This window comes from Pseudoalteromonas sp. PAB 2.2 (assembly GCF_001938575.1).
Taxonomy (GTDB): domain Bacteria; phylum Pseudomonadota; class Gammaproteobacteria; order Enterobacterales; family Alteromonadaceae; genus Pseudoalteromonas; species Pseudoalteromonas lipolytica.
In genome coordinates, this window is sequence record NZ_LYPI01000008.1 from 142,045 (window position 1) to 160,042 (window position 17,998).

Sequence of the window (17,998 nt, forward strand, 5' to 3'; positions counted from 1 at the left end):
CAAGCAGCCACCCTTAATTAGCCATATTCAACAATGCAATTATATTGCTATCAAATAATACCAACTCGCCATAACATTTGCTTTATTCGAGAATAAACCGCACCTAACAGCATTGCAGCGCTTATTTAGAATCACTAAATAACGACTTTTGCTGAGTTATCGGCAAGATTTTCCTCAATATCGCTCATTTAATTAACTGAATTGGTATCATAGCAATCAGTCTGTTAGCTGTTGCAACTTAATACGGGGTATCAAAATAACCACAGCTGACAGACTGTAAAATTCTTATAGCCTAAACAGGCATAAAATGAAATTAGCCATAAGCCTTAGGTCAAAATGACGAAAAAGCTAAATTTAAGCAACAAGAGTGTAACAAGCTTGGCTCTAAAGGGCTAATAACAATTAAACAATTGGGATGAAGAAAAGGAATTTCAAGGATAAATATGAGATATATTAGTGGGAAGAGAGTAAGCGAGGAACTTAACAAGGTCGCTCGCTTGATACTCGAATAGGTAATACCTAAGAAATTTCATCGTTAGGCGCAATATTCGTTGCGTGTAACCCTTTTGGACCTTGTTGCAATTCGAATGTTACATCTTGACCAGCTTTAAGTGTTTTATAACCGTCCATTACAATCGTTGAGTAATGAGCGAATATATCAGTCTCGCTACCGTCTTCTACGATGAAACCAAAACCTTTGGCATTGTTGAACCATTTGACTTTACCACAAGCCATACTTCTACATCCTTCTATAAGTTGACTAATTTAGTTATTCTAAACCGTGTAATTTGCTAGACTGACTAAGGTTTAATCAATCTATAATTGACTGTAGTTTATTTAGGCAGTCAGTCAAGTGTTTTGAACTATTTTTTAACAATTTATTTATTTTTTTATTCAAGTTTGCTTGAGTTCTAAAGACAAGACTATATTTAATTATGAGTGGTATGAAAGATTCTGGTGTTATTGAAACGGTTCGCGATAGTGAAAAGCAAAAACTGCAACCACCGCGAAAATATAAGGTCATTTTAAATAATGATGATTACACGCCAATGGACTTTGTGATAGAAGTACTAATGACGTTTTTTAATATGGATAGCGATAGAGCAACAGATGTGATGCTTCAAGTTCATCATAATGGTAAAGCAATATGCGGCATTTATAGCGCCGATGTTGCTTACACTAAAGTTGAGCAAGTTAATCGTTACGCACGAGACAACGAGCATCCACTGCTATGTAGTTGTGAGCAGGAATAAATACCAAGGTAGGGTGAACATTTAGCCCATCACAACGGTATATAAATATTATCTCAGTAAGGGGTTGCCAATGCTAAACAAAGACTTAGAACTAACCTTGAATGCGGCGTTTCGCGAAGCAAGAACGCGCCGACATGAATTTATGACCGTCGAGCATCTTTTACTCGCGCTGCTCGATAACCCTTCTGCTGGAGAAGCGCTTAACGCCTGTGGTGTAGATATGAGCGCGTTAAAAGTTGAGTTATCAGATTTTATCGACGAAACAACGCCGGTTATTCCTGACTTAGAAGAAGACAGAGAAACACAGCCTACATTGGGTTTTCAACGTGTGCTTCAACGCGCGGTGTTTCATGTGCAATCGTCAGGTAAGAACGAAGTAACAGGCGTAAATGTACTTGTGGCTATTTTCTCTGAACAAGAAAGCCAAGCTGTTTATTTACTTAAAAAAGCGGATGTAAATCGTTTAGACATCGTTAACTTCATTTCGCATGGTATTTCGAAAGCCGATGATGATATCGGTGGCGATGACCATGATGATATTCATGAAGAAGTACAAGAGGTGCAAGGCGAAGAGCCGACTAAACTTGAAAACTTTACAACAAACCTCAATCAGCAAGCGATTGAAGGAAATATCGATCCGCTTGTTGGCCGTGATAATGAAGTCGAGCGTACGGTACAAGTATTATGCCGTCGTAAGAAAAATAATCCATTGTTGGTTGGTGAAGCCGGGGTAGGTAAAACAGCCATTGCTGAAGGCCTTGCTTATCGTATTGTGAAAAACGAAGTGCCTGATGTAATAGCCGATGCGGTTGTTTATTCACTTGATATGGGCGCATTATTAGCCGGTACAAAATACCGCGGCGACTTTGAAAAACGTTTTAAATCGTTACTAAAAGAGCTGCAAGCTAAACCGCATTCAATTTTATTTATCGATGAGATACATACCATTATTGGTGCGGGTGCTGCGTCTGGTGGTGTAATGGATGCGTCTAACTTAATTAAGCCGTTACTTTCAAGTGGTAAATTACGTTGTATGGGCTCGACCACTTACAACGAGTATAAAAATATTTTTGAGAAAGACCGTGCTCTGGTACGTCGTTTCCAAAAAATTGATGTACTTGAACCAAGTGTGGCTGATACAACGAAAATCCTCAATGGCTTAAAAGAGCGTTACGAAGAGCATCATGGTATTCGTTACACGCAAAAAGCCCTTAAGGCAGCTGCTGAGCTGAGCGCAAAATACATTAATGAGCGTCATTTACCTGACAAAGCGATTGATGTGATTGACGAAGCCGGTGCAAATCAGCGCCTACAACCGATATCAAAACGCAAAAAAACCATTGGTGTAGCTGATATCGAGTTAATTGTGTCAAAAATGGCGCGTATACCACAGCAAAGCGTTTCTTCAAGTGATAAAGAAACATTAAAGAACCTTGATCGTAACTTGAAGATGCTTGTATTTGGTCAAGATCAATCAATTGATGCATTAACATCGGCTATTCGTTTATCTCGCTCTGGACTCGCAAATGAAGATAAACCTGTGGGGTCGTTCTTATTTGCAGGCCCAACGGGTGTTGGTAAAACAGAGGTCACTAAGCAGTTAGCTAAGTGCATGGGGGTTGAGTTTATTCGCTTTGATATGTCTGAATACGTTGAACGTCACGCAGTAAGCCGTTTGATTGGTGCGCCTCCAGGCTATGTTGGCTTTGAGCAAGGTGGTTTATTAACCGAAGCCGTTATCAAAAACCCACACGCGGTGGTGTTGCTTGATGAAATTGAAAAAGCGCATCCAGATATCTACAACATTTTATTACAAGTGATGGATCACGGCACCTTAACGGATAATAACGGCCGTAAAGCCGACTTTAGAAATGTGGTAGTGGTAATGACAACCAACGCCGGTGTACAAGAGACTGTGCGTAAATCGATAGGCTTTACAGAGCAAGATCATTCTCACGATGCCATGACTGAGATTAACAAGGTCTTTTCACCTGAATTTAGAAACCGCTTAGATAACATTATTTGGTTTAATCACCTTGAAAAAGACGTTATTTTGCAGGTTGTTGATAAATTCATTGTTGAGCTTCAAGCTCAGCTAGATAAGAAGTCTGTTAATCTTGAACTGACATCTAAAGCACGTGAATGGTTGGCTGATAAAGGTTATGACAAAGCAATGGGCGCACGGCCAATGGCGCGTGTGATTCAAGACGAGCTTAAAAAGCCGTTGGCCAATGAAATTCTATTTGGTGAGCTGGCCGCGGGTGGTTCAGTGAAAGTGTCGGTTAAGGACAAGAAAATTCACTTTGAATATGAAACAAACCTCGAAACAGCGTAAGGTTTAAAAGGCAGAAAACAAAAAGCCCAGCTAATGCTGGGCTTTTTGTTTATTAAATGGAATTGAAACTAGGGTAGTTTGAACACCATTTAATAAACGCTTTTAGCTCTTTGTAATAAACACACCTGCCCATTCAAAGCAGCAAAAAGCTAAATCTCTCGTTATCGCACTAACTTAGCGAGCACGGAATACGATGCGACCTTTCGATAAATCGTAAGGAGTCATTTCTACGGTTACTTTGTCGCCAGTTAAGATGCGGATATAGTTTTTGCGCATTTTTCCAGAGATATGAGCCACAACTACGTGACCATTTTCTAGCTCAACTCGGAACATTGTATTTGGTAAAGTATCAAGGACCGTACCTTGCATTTCGATTACGTCTTCTTTCGCCATGTTTAGCGTAACACCTCTTTAATAGTTAAACGCTGCAGATTTTGCCGAAAATACAGCAATAAGTAAAGCTACAGGGCTCAAATTTGTAAATTAAATCGCCAACCAGTGATCGCCAAGATGCTTTTCTGCGGGCAAAAATTGGGTTTTGTATTTCATTTTGTCACATTCGTCGATTTGATAGCCCAAATAGACAAATTGTTTTGCTTGTTGTTTAGCAAACTTAATTTGCTGCATGATCATGATACTACCAATGCTGTACTTCTCATAATCGGGATCAAAAAATGTGTAAATTGCGGAAACTGCATTGTGCATGCAGTCGGTGACTGCTACAGCAACGAGCTTGTCACCTTCTCGCAGTTCAATAAATGTCACAGGCAACCATTGGCAAAATAAAAAGCTTTCATATTGGTTCTGATCAGGCGGAAACATAGAGCCATCTTGATGTCGTTGCGTAATGTACTTGCAATAAAGAGGGTAATATTCTGCGCGTTCATATTCACTGTAACTAACCGTAAAAAGTTTGTCTGCTTTGTTTAGTTTACGTTTTTGTGATTTAGAAGGCGTAAATTGTTGCGCTAAGACACGCACTGAATTACAGGCGTTACAAACAGGGCAGTGAGGACGATATATTTGGTCACCACTGCGCCTAAACCCCAATGCTAACAATTGTTCAAATTTATCAGGGCAATAGCAACTTGGGTCCAATATAACGAGGAGCTGCTCTTGGCGATCCGGTAAATAACTGCAATCAAATTGCTGGCTCAAACCAAGCCTAGCGGGTAAATGCTCAGTCATAAATATTTATCAACTCTTGTGGTTGCCACATGTCTGCTGTGGGAACATAGTTTTTTGCTAACTTAAGTCTAGTTAAAAATTCACTACGTGGGATAACTTTTGCACCTAAAGTTAGCAAATAAGGGTTCTCTAACTGACAATCAATAAAATGAGCATTGTGTTTCTTTAGCCAGTTAACGAGTGCCCACATCGCTAGTTTTGAGCCGTTTGATACTTGGTGAAACATCGACTCTCCACAAAATACGCCATGTTGCATAATGCCATAGAGACCGGCGACTAACTCATTGTCATGCCAAATCTCGACACTGTGTGCAAGACCTTGTTGATGGGCTTGAATGTAAGCATCCATCATTTGCTCAGTGATCCACGTACCTTCTGCGTCTAAGCGTTGTTCACGGCAAGCTGAAATCACGTGAGAAAAAGCATGATTAATCGTGACGCGAAACGCAGAGCGCTTTAAATATTTTTTTAAGCTACGACTAACATGAAACTCGTCAAGTTCAATGATGCCTCGCAGGCTAGGTGACCACCACATAATCGGCTCATAATCACTAAACCAAGGGAATATACCGGATTGATAGGCGTTCTTTAAGCGCGCAACAGATAACCCACCGCCAATTGCTAAAAGGCCATCAGGCTCGTCAAGGGCATGCTCAGGGTTGGGGAAATCAACACCTGATTCAGGGAGTTGATAAATTTGCTTTGTCATTGCAGCGGATTCATTATTATTTTTGATAATTTTAGCAAAATTTTTGCCTAAAAAAAGGGGCTGTATAGCCCCTTGGTATTTTAAAAAGGTGTTTTAAATCGCTGGTTACAGATTGTCTAGGAAGCGCTCTGCATCAAGTGCTGCCATACAGCCTGTACCGGCTGATGTGATGGCTTGGCGATAAATATGGTCACATACATCACCCGCAGCAAAAACACCCGGTACGCTTGTTTGTGTTGCGTTACCGTTTAAGCCAGATTCAACCACTAAGTAGCCATCTTTCATTTCAAGCTGACCTGCAAACATATCCGTGTTTGGCTTATGACCAATCGCAATGAATACACCGGCAAGATCTAAATTCTCAGTCTCATCAGAATCCGTGGCTTTAATGCGAATACCGGTTACACCCATTTCATCACCTAATACTTCGTCTAGGGTACGGTTATAGTGTAAAACAACATTACCATTTTCAGCTTTTTCTTTAAGGCGGTCTGCTAAGATTTTTTCACTGCGGAAGCTATCACGGCGATGAACCACGTGAACTTCTGCTGCAATATTTGATAAATATAACGCTTCTTCAACAGCCGTATTACCACCGCCTACAACAGCAACCTTTTGGCCACGATAAAAGAAACCATCGCACGTTGCACAGGCTGAAACACCTCGACCTTGGAAGTTTGTTTCAGACTCTAAGCCTAAGTATTTAGCTGATGCGCCTGTTGCAATAATAAGTGCATCACACGTATACGTACCAGAATCACCTGTTAGAGTGAAAGGACGCTTAGATACATCTACTTTGTTAATGTGGTCGAACACAATTTCAGTTTCAAAACGTTCAGCGTGTTCTTTCATACGTTCCATTAATGCTGGGCCTGTTAGGCCGTGAGCATCACCCGGCCAGTTTTCAACTTCAGTTGTCGTTGTTAATTGACCACCTTGTTGAATACCCGTAATAAGAACAGGGTTAAGGTTTGCACGTGCAGCATATACAGCAGCAGTGTAGCCAGCAGGGCCAGAACCTAAAATTAGTAATTTACAGTGTTTTGCGTCACTCATGGTTTTTCCTAAAAACGTTTTGATACGATGTCTATGCGCCCGATTCTAAGAAAAACAAGGCGGAAGTAAACAAAAGGGCGGATTATTTTTTTAAGTAAATCGCGAAGCTGTCAAATAATCCTTACTTAATAAAATTTAAATGCCTCTTTTTGCTTATAAAACGAGCTTATAGTGAAGTATTAGCGTAGCAAAGTGCGTTAATTCATGACCAAGCAATATTTTTTTGGTATGTTTTAGCTAATTTTGATATTAGCTTAGACTTTAGGCTAGATAAACGAACAGGCAATTATGGTATTTTGGCAGGAAAAGCCCGCATTTGGGCTGACTACAGAAGACGTCCAAGTCTTAACCAATGCGAGAGAGTATCGCACTGAACTATTGCGTCTAATTCGTTCGGCGACGAAAAGAATTTATATTACTGCTTTATATTTGCAAGACGATGAAGCAGGTCAAGAGGTTTTAACAGCCTTACATGAGGCGTCTTTAGCGAATCCTGAGTTGGAAGTAAACGTGTTAGTAGACTTTCATCGTGCTCAACGGGGCTTAATTGGTGCTGCCAAGTCTGATGGCAATGCCAGCATGTATTGTGATTTTCAAGAAAAATATCAGTCAAACGTTAAAGTGTATGGTGTACCTGTAAAAGCGAAAGAGCTTTTTGGGGTATTACATTTAAAAGGCTTCGTAATTGACGACACCTTACTTTACAGCGGTGCGAGCTTAAATAATGTTTATTTACAACAGGATGATCGTTATCGTCTTGACCGTTATTTTTTAGTTCACCAAGCAGGCTTGTGTAATTCGGTCATCGAATTTATTAACACACATTTATTGAGCTCTGCAGCTGTTCCACGCATTGATACGCGTCCGTTAACTCAATTCAATGATATCAAAGTTGCTCAAAAGCAATTAATGAGAGATCTAAAATCAGCAAGTTATGACAGTGCGGCTGAGGCAAGTGCAGGTGAGTTAGGGGTGCGTTTGTTTTTGGGTTTAGGTCGGCGTAGCAATAAGCTAAACCGCTTAATCAAATCATTATTTGATACAACAGAGCACGAACTCATTCTTTACACGCCGTATTTTAATTTCCCTGCACCGTTGATGCGCTCGTTACGTCGCCTTTTAAAACAAGGTAAAAACGTGACCATTGTGGTGGGAGATAAAACAGCAAACGACTTTTACTTACCGCCATCTGAGCCGTTTAGTAAAATTGGTGCGCTGCCATATTTATACGAAACCATTTTGTATAAATTTTTAAAATCGCAAAAGCGTCATATCGCCAATGGTAACCTTAACGTTTATCTGTGGAAACACGAGAGCAACTCATTCCATTTAAAAGGAATTTGCTCTGACAAGCGTTTGCATCTGTTAAGCGGGCATAATTTAAATCCGCGTGCATGGGGGCTTGATATTGAAAATGGTATTTTAATTGACGATCCGCAGCAGCATATACTAAAGCAAATAGAGCAAGAAAAGCAGGCGATATTAACTCATTGCCGACGCTTATCAGGCCCGCAAGATTTAGAAACGATGGATGACTACCCAGCGCCTGTAAAAAAATTACTGGGTCAGGCCAAACGTGTGAAAGTTGATTTTATAATCAAACGATTTATCTAACTATCAACCAGATAAACAGAGTCTTGTGTTTTTGAGACGAAAAAAAAGCAGCGATATCGCTGCTTTTTTGTTTCACAATGCTAATTAAGCATTTTCAACTGCTGTACGTGGGTCAACATATTCCATGTTGAATGCTTCAGCTACTTCTTTGTAAGTAACTTGGCCTTTAATCACGTTTAAGCCTTTTAAGAAGTGTGCATCGTCAAGAAGCGCTTTCTTATAGCCTTTGTTAGCAAGGTTGATGATAAACGGTAATGTTGCGTTATTAAGTGCGAACGTAGAAGTACGTGGAACAGCACCTGGCATGTTTGCAACACAGTAGTGAACAACGTCATCAACAATGTAAGTAGGATCAGCGTGTGTCGTCGCTTTTGAAGTCGCGATACAACCACCTTGGTCGATTGCAACGTCAACGATTGCAGAACCAGGCTTCATTGCTTTAATGTGTTCAGCTGTCACTAATTTAGGCGCTGCAGCACCTGGGATTAGTACGCCACCGATCACAAGGTCAGCTTCTAGTACGTGTTTCTCTAGCGCATCAGCGGTTGAGTAAATCGCTTTCACTTTGTTACCAAACTGAGCGTCTAGTGCACGTAATACATCGATGTTACGGTCTAAAACAACCACATCTGCACCTAGGCCAACTGCCATTTGTGCTGCACTACGACCAACCATGCCGCCGCCGATAACAACAACTTTAGCTGGCTCAACACCTGGTACACCACCAAGTAACATACCACGGCCGTGGTTCGACTTTTCTAGCGCTTGTGCACCAGCTTGGATTGACATACGACCAGCAACTTCACTCATCGGTGCTAGAAGTGGTAAACCGCCACGAGCGTCTGTTACTGTTTCGTAAGCGATACAGATTGCGCCACTTTTAACAAGGTCTTCAGTTTGTGGAAGATCGGGTGCTAGGTGAAGGTAAGTAAATAGAATTTGGTCTTCGCGTAACATTGCACGCTCAACCGCTTGTGGCTCTTTTACTTTTACGATCATTTCAGCTTTAGCAAAAACGTCAGCTGGGGTAGGTAAAATTTCAGCGCCTGCTGCAATATAATCTTCGTTAGTGAAGCCAATGCCCATACCTGCATCAGTTTCAACGAACACTTGGTGGCCATGGTTTACTAGTTCACGAACACTCGCAGGAACCATACCTACACGGTATTCATGGTTTTTAATTTCTTTTGGTACACCAATAATCATAGTTTTTCGCCTTAATAGAACGGGATAAAATTTTCGACTATTATATTCATGACATGGCAGTGTGTCTCACCTTTTTTAAGTTCATTTGTAGTGATATAATCTAAAAAATATATTTTAACAGTGTAAAGCTCTGGTTTGGCGTATGCATCAATTACTTGACAGAATAGACCGAAAAATTTTAATGGAATTACAGCTTGATGGAAGGCTCTCTAACGTAGAGTTAGCAAGGCGTGTAGGCTTAAGTGCGACCCCGTGTTTAGAGCGTGTAAAGAAGCTTGAAAGAGAAGGCTACATACTCGGGTACAAAGCAGTTGTTGATCCTGCAAAATTGGGTCAGGGGTTGTCGGTGTACGTTGAGGTCACGATTACGAAAACCTCACCTGATGTATTTGAAGAATTTAATGCGGCGGTAAAAAAGCACGATGAAATAATTGAGTGTCACCTTGTTTCGGGTAATTTCGACTTTTTATTGAAGACCCGCGTTAATGACATGTCAGAATACCGTAACGTACTGGGTGATATCTTACTTAAGTTACCTAATGTAAGTGAGAGCCGTACCTACGTCGTGATGGAAGAAGTAAAAGGTGAGCAAGGGGTGATTATTCGTCCTTATATTGCATAAACTGTTAAAATAAACAAAGAGTAACAAAAACTTGTTCATTATCAGTCCATCATGGTTAAGATAAAGTGCAACAAACGGCATTTCCTGCTAAGGTATTTCACTGCTAATCGATGAGTAAAGAATAATAAGGAATAGGGAGCTATGCGCCTAAATGGTGTTCAAAGACTGTTAGAGACTGGGCTAATTATCAGCACCTTTGCTGCAGTATTTATTTTATGTGCATTAATCAGTTTTGATCCTGCCGACCCATCATGGTCGCAAACCGGTGAATTTGTTAATGTAAAGAATATTACCGGCACAGCAGGTGCGTGGATAGCAGATATCTTATTGCTTACATTTGGCTGGCTTGCCTATTTGGTGCCAGCGGCTATTCAGTTATTTGGTTACTTATTATTTAAGCAGCCCCATCGCATATTCCAACTTGATTACACCACGCTGGCTTTAAGAATCATTGGTTTTGCTTTATTTATTACCTCTGCAACCGCGATTAGCAGCATCAATTTTGACGATATTTATAATTTTTCATCGGGCGGGGTAGTAGGGGACGTTATTGCCTCGGCGATGATGCCGACCTTTAATTTTACTGGCACATCTATTTTATTACTGTGTTTCTTTTTCGCAGGCTTAACGCTTTTAACGGGTGTGTCATGGGTGCAATTTGTTGACTTCTTAGGTGATTGGGTAATGCGTGCCTTTTATTTTACACGCAAGCACTTGTCGGCCTGGCTTCAACGCGAAAAAGACGCAAATAAAGCTGTTCTTTCATCAGAACCCGATGCGAATTTTGTCGAGCCTGATAGTGAGCCTTCAATTGGTTTTACCGAACCCGATGTAAACCAACCTGCTCAAGAAAAAGCGGCTGCAAAACCAGCTAAAAAAACAGAGTCTGAATTTAATGGTTTTGATGAACTTGACGATATTTTAGATCAAGAAATCGGTTTTAGTGCGCTTGATGATGAATCGTTTGACACTGTATCAGCTCTCAATGCGCTTGATCAAAGCCCCGTTGTTGAACCTGAAAAGCCAACGACAACGGTTGTCTCTCCTGCACGCCCAATGCCAAAGGCAAAGCCTGCGTATCAGCCACCTCCTACTGCAAAAGAAAAATTTGAGGCCTTATTAGAAGAGCAACCGCCAGCAACCCCGTTACCGTCGCTTGAGCTGTTAGACCGCCCAGATAAAGCGAAGAACCCATTATCGCAAGAAGAGCTTGATGGCATTTCACGTTTAGTTGAAACTAAATTGCTTGATTTTAATATTCAAGCCACGGTTGTCGGCGTATACCCAGGCCCTGTTGTTACGCGTTTTGAACTCGATTTAGCACCGGGTATTAAAGTGGCGAAAATCACCGGTCTTGCAAAAGATTTAGCGCGCTCGCTGTCTGCTGTCAGTGTGCGTGTTGTTGAGGTTATTCCGGGTAAAACCTATGTAGGTATTGAGTTGCCGAATAAACACCGCGAAATCGTGCGTTTAAGCGAAGTAATCAATGCCCCTAAGTTTGAGTCAAACCCATCACCATTAACCATGGTATTAGGAAAAGATATTGCCGGTGAGCCTGTGTGTGCTGACTTGGGTAAAATGCCTCATTTACTTGTCGCTGGTACCACTGGTTCAGGTAAGTCAGTGGGCGTTAATGTAATGATATTAAGCTTACTGTACAAATCAGGGCCTGATGACGTACGTATGATTATGATAGACCCTAAAATGCTTGAACTTTCTGTGTACGAAGGTATTCCGCATTTATTGTGTGAAGTGGTCACAGACATGAAAGAAGCGGCTAATGCACTGCGTTGGTGTGTGGGGGAAATGGAGCGTCGTTATAAGCTTATGTCGGCACTGGGTGTGCGTAACTTAAAAGGTTACAACCAAAAAGTATTGGATGCGAAAGAGGCCGGTCAACCGATCCTTGATCCACTTTTTAAAGACACTGACGGCATGGCTGATGGCCCTGAAGAGCTGGGTAAACTGCCTAGTATTGTCGTGGTGATTGATGAATTTGCTGACATGATGATGATTGTCGGTAAAAAAGTAGAAGAGCTAATTGCACGTATTGCACAAAAAGCCCGTGCAGCAGGTATTCACTTAGTGCTTGCAACACAGCGCCCGTCGGTTGATGTTATAACGGGTTTAATTAAAGCGAATATTCCAACGCGTATGGCGTTCCAAGTATCAAGTAAGATTGACTCGCGCACCATTTTAGACCAACAAGGTGCTGAAAACTTACTGGGTATGGGTGATATGCTTTACTTACCGCCTGGCACCAGCGTGCCTGTGCGTGTTCACGGTGCATTTGTTGATGATCATGAAGTTCATGCCGTGGTCGACGATTGGAAGAAACGGGGCAAACCAAATTACATTGATGAAATTTTAAATGGTGATGCCACAGAAGAAATTTTACTACCAGGAGAAACCAGTGAAGACGGTGATGAAGAGTCAGATCCGCTTTACGATGAAGCAGTATCATTTGTGATAGAAACCGGCAAAGTGTCGGTATCGAGTGTACAACGTAAGCTTCGCGTTGGTTATAACCGCGCAGCACGTTTAGTGGAACAAATGGAAACGTCAGGCATTGTCAGTGCGCCAGGTCATAATGGTGCCCGAGAAGTATTAGTGCCCAATGGTGGAGCAAATTAATGAAAAAAATTACAGTGTTAACCCTAATAGTAGGGTGTTTATTAAGCGGTCAGAGTCGTGCTGACGACAGCCAAGCATTGCAACAGAAACTTGACGCAATTAACAGTTTTAAAGCGCAATTTATACAAAAAGTAACCGATGCACAGGGCGAAGCCATTATGCAAGGTGAGGGCAATATTGCGCTTCAGCAACCTATGATGATTCGCTGGCAACAGCAAAGCCCAGATGAAACGTTATTTGTTTCTAACGGTGAAAAAACCTATTATTTTGATAGCTTCGCTGAGCAAGTTACCATTATGAATACCCATAGTCTGATAGATTCAACCCCGTTTGTGCTACTTACATCAAAAGACCCTGAGCAGTGGGCTAAATACCAAGTATTGGCCACCGATACAGGCTTTAGTGTTACACCAAATAAAGGCATAGAAAGCCAAGTTGAGCAACTTGATATTGCATTCAGTGATGATAAACAGGCTTTATCTTCATTGACCGTGATGGATACCTCTGGTCAGCAATCGTTATTTACCTTTAAAGATGCTCAGGTTAATCAACCATTGGCTACGACGACCTTTGAATTTATCATTCCTGAAGGTGTTGAAGTTGATGATCAAAGCCAAGGTGAATAGGGCTTGAGTAATCTAGGATTTAATTTTGGTCCTGATGTGCGCCCACTTGCGGCGCGCATGCGACCTGAAACATTGAATGACTACATTGGTCAGCAACATCTTTTAAGCCCTGATAAACCGCTATACCAAGCAATTTTAGCTGGGCGCTGCCACAGCCTGATTTTGTGGGGCCCGCCGGGGGTTGGCAAAACCACTCTTGCGCAAATTATTGCTAATCATGCAGATGCAAGTCTTATTCAAATGTCTGCTGTCACTGCTGGCGTAAAAGACATCCGTGAAGCAGTCAATGAAGCCAAAGCTAACCTTGCTGGGCGAGGTCAGCGTACGTTATTATTTGTCGACGAAGTACACCGTTTTAATAAATCACAACAAGATGCCTTCTTGCCTCACATAGAAGACGGCACGTTTATTTTTGTTGGCGCCACCACAGAGAATCCTTCGTTTGCACTCAATAACGCCATACTTTCACGGGCACGTGTTTATGTACTTAAAGCGTTAGAGCAAACCGATTTACACAATGTGATTGAGCGCGCATTACGTGATGATGTAGAGCTAAGTGAAAAAAACATCGTCATTGCTGATAACGCGAAGCAGGCACTTTGCCAAGCCAGCGACGGTGATGCCCGTAAAGTACTCAATTTACTTGAACAAGCCGTTGATTTAACCACTGAAAAACAAGGTAATTACCTAATTGATCAGCATGTTTTAAGTCAAGTGCTGCCAACGCATTTAGCGAAATATGACAAAGGGGGCGATGAGTTTTACGATCTAATCTCTGCGTTTCATAAGTCTGTACGAGGCAGCTCACCCGATGGTGCTTTATATTGGTATTGCCGTATTTTAGCGGGGGGTGGCGACCCGTTATATGTTGCAAGACGTTTATTAGCCATCGCGACAGAAGATATCGGCAATGCAGACCCTCGCGCTATGGAAGTTGCACTCAATGCATGGGATATTTATCAGCGAGTGGGGCCAAGTGAAGGTGAACGTGCCATAGCGCAAGCCACGCTCTATTTAGCCAGTGCGCCTAAGAGCAATGCTGTGTATATGGCTTTTAATCAGGCCAAGCACGATGCGCAAAATGAACCTAGTTACCCTGTACCAGAGCACCTGCGTAATGCACCTACCAGCCTAATGAAAGATTTGGGCTATGGTGCTGAGTATCGTTATGCGCATAACGAAGAAGGCGCATTTGCCGCAGGCGAAAAATATTTTCCTGAAGCTATTAGCGATAGGCAGTATTACTTTCCTACGGATCGCGGGCTTGAGCAAAAAATAAAACAAAAGCTGGATTATTTAACGCAGCGAAATGAGCAAAGTGATATTAAACGTTATGAATAGTTTAAAACTTTACATGATGATTGCATTGGGTGGCGCATCAGGCGCTTGCTTACGCTATTTTCTTAGCGAAACAATGCTAAAACTGCTGGGTAGGGGATTCCCTTTTGGCACGTTGACAGTTAATATTCTTGGTTCATTGTTAATGGGCATTTTATACGGCTTGATTGAAAAAGAAATAATCGCTGTTAGCCCTGCTAAGACCTTAATTGGTATTGGCTTTTTAGGTGCATTGACCACCTTTTCAACATTCTCAATGGATTCGTTGTTGCTGTTGCAACAAGGTCACTTTTTTAAAATGGCCCTCAATATCACCTTAAACGTGGTGGTGTGTATATTTATGGCTTGGCTGGGCCTTCAGCTGGTAATGCAAAAAGGTTAAAAACTAACATGTTAGATTCTAAATATTTACGTCAAGATATTGAACAAGCGGCTGCGCGTTTAGCAACACGCGGCTTTGAACTTGATATCGATGCAGTGACTGCACTTGAAGAAAAACGCAAAACATTACAAGTAAAAACGCAAGAACTTCAAAGCGAACGTAACGCAAGTTCCAAAGCTATCGGCCAAGCTAAAGCCAAAGGCGAGCACGATAAAGCACAAGCTTTGCTTGATTCGGTCAGTACCCTTGGGGATGAACTAGACAGCGTAAAAGCAGAACAAGACGCAGTGCTTGAAGAGCTTAAGCAAATTGCCCTTGCCATTCCAAACTTACCAGATGAGTCAGTTCCTGTTGGTGAAGATGAAGAGCAAAACGTTGAAATATCAACGTGGGGTACACCAAAATCATTTGACTTTGAAGTAAAAGATCACGTTGATGTGGGTCAAGACGTAAAGGGTCTTGATTTTGAAATGGGCGTGAAGATCAGTGGTGCACGTTTTACTGTGATGCGTGGCCAAGTTGCGCGTATGCACCGTGCATTAACTCAATTCATGCTTGATACGCACACCGATAAAAACGGTTACACAGAAATGTACGTACCTTACCTTGTTAATAGCGCAAGTTTGTACGGTACAAGCCAACTGCCTAAGTTCGCCGGTGATTTATTCCACACGTTAGGTTTAGTGGATGACGAAGGTCAACAACAACCTGGTTTTAGCTTAATTCCAACAGCTGAAGTACCCCTTACGAACTGTGCCCGCGATGAAATTTATGACGAAAGTGACTTGCCAATTCGTTTAACCGCGCATACGCCATGTTTCCGCAGTGAGGCCGGCAGCTATGGTCGTGATACACGTGGTCTTATCCGTCAGCACCAATTCGACAAAGTTGAATTAGTACAGCTAGTAAAACCAGAAGACTCAATGCAAGCGCTAGAAGAGCTAACAGGTCACGCAGAGCAAATCTTACAAGCATTAGAGCTTCCTTACCGTAAAGTGATTCTTTGTACCGGCGATATGGGCTTTGGTGCCGCGAAAACTTACGATTTAGAAGTATGGTTACCTGCACAAAATACCTATCGTGAAATTTCATCGTGTTCAAACATGGTTGATTTCCAAGCACGTCGCATGCAAGCGCGTTTCCGTCGTCAAGGTGAGAAAAAACCAGAACTACTGCATACACTTAATGGTTCAGGTTTGGCTGTAGGTCGTACATTGGTTGCCATTTTAGAAAACTATCAACAAGCTGACGGCTCAATTGTTGTGCCAGAGGTATTGCGCCCATACATGGGAGGCTTAGAGGTTATTAAATAAGTTTTATTAGCCTAATAAGTTAAAAATGCCGCATAGGGAAACCATGCGGCTTTTGATTAAGTAATATTGCGCTGGTATAGACGACTAATCTGTATAAATGGCTTTGATTTTACCATTTCGCACAATCACTTTAGAAAATCAAACTGAATAATTTATAAATACTTAAACTAAAAATGAGTAACAAGACAGGGAAAACAACAACATTAACAAAAACAGAGTTAGTGTATTCTCCCATAATTGATTTTTGATTCACCAACCAAACAAGGTAGCAAGTCACAATCGGCAGGAGTAAGCCATTGGCTGCTTGCGCAAAGATGATCACAGCAACAGGGTCAAGTCCGAGAGACGCCACAACCGCACCAAACGCTAGGATAATAATTGCCACACCTTTAAAGCGTGTATGACTCATTTTTGTTGACCAACCCAACATACCACACACGGCATATGCACCCGCTAGAGGAGCCGTTATTGCACTGGTGAGGCCCGCAGCACATAAGCCAATAGCAAAAAAGTAGTGGGCCATTCCACCCAACAAAGGCTCTAATTGTACGGCCATATTGGCTGCAGAAATTTTACCCGCGTCGGTGCCATAAAACGCCACGGAAGCTGTTGATAAAATTGCTAAGGTAATAATACCGCCTAGGGTTATTGATATACTGGTATCTACATTCGTTTCTTTAATTACCTTTTCAATATCTTTATTTTTGTCATGTTTTTGGGCAAGAACGCCTGAATGTAAAAACAGATTATAAGGAACAATGGTGGTGCCGATTAAGGCTAATACCGTGGTAATGGAGTTATCAGGTAAACTTGGTATAAAGCCCTTTAAAACGAGAGTTAAGGGCGGCGCAGCCATTATTAATGTCGAAATAAAGACCAAGCTCATCAGCACAACTAAAACGATCAATGCACCTTCAATTACTTTATGCTTTGCGGTATACAACAGCACGGCACTTAAAATTGCAATCAAAGGTGTCCAAATCAAAGGGTTAAACGAGGGCAATATTTCTTGTAAACCCAGGCTTGCTCCAGAGAGGTTGCCTGCTTCATAGGCTGCACTGCCAATCCCTATTGCGCTGATCACCAAAAACGCGGCTAATAACTTAAACACAGGCGTTTTGATGGTTGTTCTCAGTGCAGTTGCTAAGTCTTGTCCCGTTGTAACACCGAGTCTAGCAGCCATAGATTGCAGCAAAATAGTGGCAATAACCGAAAATAAGAGTGTCCAAATTAAAGCAAAACCAAAGTTTGCCCCTGCAACGCTTGCGGTGGTAATGGTGCCTGGGCCTATAAAGGCAGCAGTGACAAGAAGTCCGGGTCCTAAACGCATGTAAAACCTTTTTATTATTAGAATAGTGAATTTTAGCTAATCAACTCATCGCTAGGCAGCAAAGCCACCGTGTGAGAAGTGCTGTCTGTAAATGCTCACGATATAATGTGTGGTTCTGAGGGTAAAGTAAAAACGGTGAGATTTGAGGGGGCAAAACGAAAACTACTTCAAAAGTGCAAGTAAATTGATAGTTAGCATACTTAATTATGATTATTTGAATGAATTTATTTACTCTTTTATAGTGTTTTAACGTTCTTAAATCAATATAGTAAAAATGAGCACAATAAAAAATATTCTTGTTTATTTTGCGACGCTGTTTGCGGTATTACGTCATACACATTTATTTAGCGCAGTGAGATAAATGGCAGTGAACGTTGAGTGAGTTAACTTTA

The 17,998-nt window shown here is 41.6% G+C and carries 16 protein-coding genes; 9 read left to right on the forward strand and 7 right to left on the reverse strand.

The features are described from left to right. Positions 1–519: 519 nt before the first annotated feature. On the reverse strand, positions 520–735 hold the full coding sequence (gene cspD, locus BWD47_RS04690) for a cold shock domain-containing protein CspD (RefSeq protein ID WP_036968098.1): 216 nt from the start codon (positions 733–735) through the stop codon (positions 520–522). A gap of 209 nt (positions 736–944) precedes the next feature. Here cspD and clpS point away from each other — a divergent pair, with 209 nt between their 5' ends. Beyond that, positions 945–1,253: an ATP-dependent Clp protease adapter ClpS gene (gene clpS, locus BWD47_RS04695; protein ID WP_174403847.1), complete on the forward strand. Its 309-nt coding sequence runs from the start codon at positions 945–947 to the stop codon at positions 1,251–1,253. A gap of 70 nt (positions 1,254–1,323) precedes the next feature. Beyond that, the gene (gene clpA / locus BWD47_RS04700; protein WP_036968105.1) at positions 1,324–3,588 is read left to right on the forward strand and encodes an ATP-dependent Clp protease ATP-binding subunit ClpA; all 2,265 of its coding nucleotides are present in this window, start codon (positions 1,324–1,326) and stop codon (positions 3,586–3,588) included. Positions 3,589–3,762: 174 nt separating this feature from the next. On the opposite strand, the gene infA is transcribed toward clpA, so the two are convergent. The 4 genes from infA to trxB form a co-directional block, all read right to left on the reverse strand. Further along, positions 3,763–3,981 carry a translation initiation factor IF-1 gene (infA, locus tag BWD47_RS04705; protein WP_002962494.1) on the reverse strand — a complete coding sequence of 73 codons (219 nt, stop codon included), beginning with the start codon at positions 3,979–3,981 and terminating at the stop codon, positions 3,763–3,765. 90 nt (positions 3,982–4,071) lie between these two features. Continuing rightward, positions 4,072–4,776, reverse strand: a complete 705-nt coding sequence (locus tag BWD47_RS04710; protein ID WP_036968108.1) for an arginyltransferase — start codon at positions 4,774–4,776, stop codon at positions 4,072–4,074. Beyond that, positions 4,769–5,485 carry a leucyl/phenylalanyl-tRNA--protein transferase gene (gene aat / locus BWD47_RS04715; RefSeq protein ID WP_036968111.1) on the reverse strand — a complete coding sequence of 239 codons (717 nt, stop codon included), beginning with the start codon at positions 5,483–5,485 and terminating at the stop codon, positions 4,769–4,771. Before aat ends, BWD47_RS04710 begins: the two co-directional genes overlap by 8 nt. Before the next feature lie 105 nt (positions 5,486–5,590). Beyond that, positions 5,591–6,541 (reverse strand): thioredoxin-disulfide reductase, encoded by a 951-nt coding sequence (gene trxB / locus BWD47_RS04720; RefSeq protein ID WP_036968114.1) that lies wholly within the window; start codon positions 6,539–6,541, stop codon positions 5,591–5,593. 288 nt (positions 6,542–6,829) lie between these two features. On the opposite strand from trxB, the gene pssA reads away from it, so the two are divergent. Continuing rightward, positions 6,830–8,155 (forward strand): CDP-diacylglycerol--serine O-phosphatidyltransferase, encoded by a 1,326-nt coding sequence (gene pssA, locus BWD47_RS04725; protein ID WP_036968117.1) that lies wholly within the window; start codon positions 6,830–6,832, stop codon positions 8,153–8,155. A gap of 84 nt (positions 8,156–8,239) precedes the next feature. On the opposite strand, the gene ald is transcribed toward pssA, so the two are convergent. After that, a complete protein-coding gene (ald, locus tag BWD47_RS04730) occupies positions 8,240–9,361 on the reverse strand; it encodes an alanine dehydrogenase (protein WP_036968120.1) in 1,122 nt (373 codons plus the stop codon). A 142-nt stretch (positions 9,362–9,503) separates the two neighbouring features. Between ald and lrp the strand changes: the two genes are divergently transcribed. The 6 genes from lrp to serS all read left to right on the forward strand — a co-directional run bounded on the left by lrp (position 9,504) and on the right by serS (position 16,276). Further along, on the forward strand, positions 9,504–9,983 hold the full coding sequence (lrp, locus tag BWD47_RS04735; RefSeq protein WP_036968123.1) for a leucine-responsive transcriptional regulator Lrp: 480 nt from the start codon (positions 9,504–9,506) through the stop codon (positions 9,981–9,983). A 141-nt stretch (positions 9,984–10,124) separates the two neighbouring features. Beyond that, positions 10,125–12,617, forward strand: coding sequence for a DNA translocase FtsK (locus BWD47_RS04740; protein WP_036968127.1), 2,493 nt, complete (start codon positions 10,125–10,127; stop codon positions 12,615–12,617). Beyond that, positions 12,617–13,243 carry an outer membrane lipoprotein chaperone LolA gene (gene lolA / locus BWD47_RS04745; RefSeq protein ID WP_075593525.1) on the forward strand — a complete coding sequence of 209 codons (627 nt, stop codon included), beginning with the start codon at positions 12,617–12,619 and terminating at the stop codon, positions 13,241–13,243. The genes BWD47_RS04740 and lolA overlap by 1 nt, the downstream gene beginning before the upstream one ends. 3 nt (positions 13,244–13,246) lie before the next feature. Continuing rightward, positions 13,247–14,584, forward strand: coding sequence for a replication-associated recombination protein A (locus BWD47_RS04750; protein ID WP_036968135.1), 1,338 nt, complete (start codon positions 13,247–13,249; stop codon positions 14,582–14,584). After that, the gene (crcB, locus tag BWD47_RS04755) at positions 14,577–14,963 is read left to right on the forward strand and encodes a fluoride efflux transporter CrcB (RefSeq protein WP_074989576.1); all 387 of its coding nucleotides are present in this window, start codon (positions 14,577–14,579) and stop codon (positions 14,961–14,963) included. Before BWD47_RS04750 ends, crcB begins: the two co-directional genes overlap by 8 nt. 8 nt (positions 14,964–14,971) lie before the next feature. Then, on the forward strand, positions 14,972–16,276 hold the full coding sequence (serS, locus tag BWD47_RS04760) for a serine--tRNA ligase (RefSeq protein ID WP_036968138.1): 1,305 nt from the start codon (positions 14,972–14,974) through the stop codon (positions 16,274–16,276). 130 nt (positions 16,277–16,406) lie between these two features. Here the strand turns inward: serS and BWD47_RS04765 are convergent, their stop codons facing one another. Then, complete coding sequence (locus BWD47_RS04765) at positions 16,407–17,606, reverse strand: Nramp family divalent metal transporter (RefSeq protein ID WP_075593526.1); 1,200 nt, start codon at positions 17,604–17,606, stop codon at positions 16,407–16,409. Positions 17,607–17,998: the final 392 nt, after the last annotated feature.

Bases quoted from the DNA above. Each gene is read 5' to 3' on its own strand.
- cspD (WP_036968098.1), bottom strand. From the start codon at position 735: ATGGCTTGTGGTAAAGTCAAATGGTTCAACAATGCCAAAGGTTTTGGT.
- clpS (WP_174403847.1), top strand. From the start codon at position 945: ATGAAAGATTCTGGTGTTATTGAAACGGTTCGCGATAGTGAAAAGCAA.
- clpA (WP_036968105.1), top strand. From the start codon at position 1,324: ATGCTAAACAAAGACTTAGAACTAACCTTGAATGCGGCGTTTCGCGAA.
- infA (WP_002962494.1), bottom strand. From the start codon at position 3,981: ATGGCGAAAGAAGACGTAATCGAAATGCAAGGTACGGTCCTTGATACT.
- BWD47_RS04710 (WP_036968108.1), bottom strand. From the start codon at position 4,776: ATGACTGAGCATTTACCCGCTAGGCTTGGTTTGAGCCAGCAATTTGAT.
- aat (WP_036968111.1), bottom strand. From the start codon at position 5,485: ATGACAAAGCAAATTTATCAACTCCCTGAATCAGGTGTTGATTTCCCC.
- trxB (WP_036968114.1), bottom strand. From the start codon at position 6,541: ATGAGTGACGCAAAACACTGTAAATTACTAATTTTAGGTTCTGGCCCT.
- pssA (WP_036968117.1), top strand. From the start codon at position 6,830: ATGGTATTTTGGCAGGAAAAGCCCGCATTTGGGCTGACTACAGAAGAC.
- ald (WP_036968120.1), bottom strand. From the start codon at position 9,361: ATGATTATTGGTGTACCAAAAGAAATTAAAAACCATGAATACCGTGTA.
- lrp (WP_036968123.1), top strand. From the start codon at position 9,504: ATGCATCAATTACTTGACAGAATAGACCGAAAAATTTTAATGGAATTA.
- BWD47_RS04740 (WP_036968127.1), top strand. From the start codon at position 10,125: ATGCGCCTAAATGGTGTTCAAAGACTGTTAGAGACTGGGCTAATTATC.
- lolA (WP_075593525.1), top strand. From the start codon at position 12,617: ATGAAAAAAATTACAGTGTTAACCCTAATAGTAGGGTGTTTATTAAGC.
- crcB (WP_074989576.1), top strand. From the start codon at position 14,577: ATGAATAGTTTAAAACTTTACATGATGATTGCATTGGGTGGCGCATCA.
- serS (WP_036968138.1), top strand. From the start codon at position 14,972: ATGTTAGATTCTAAATATTTACGTCAAGATATTGAACAAGCGGCTGCG.
- BWD47_RS04765 (WP_075593526.1), bottom strand. From the start codon at position 17,606: ATGCGTTTAGGACCCGGACTTCTTGTCACTGCTGCCTTTATAGGCCCA.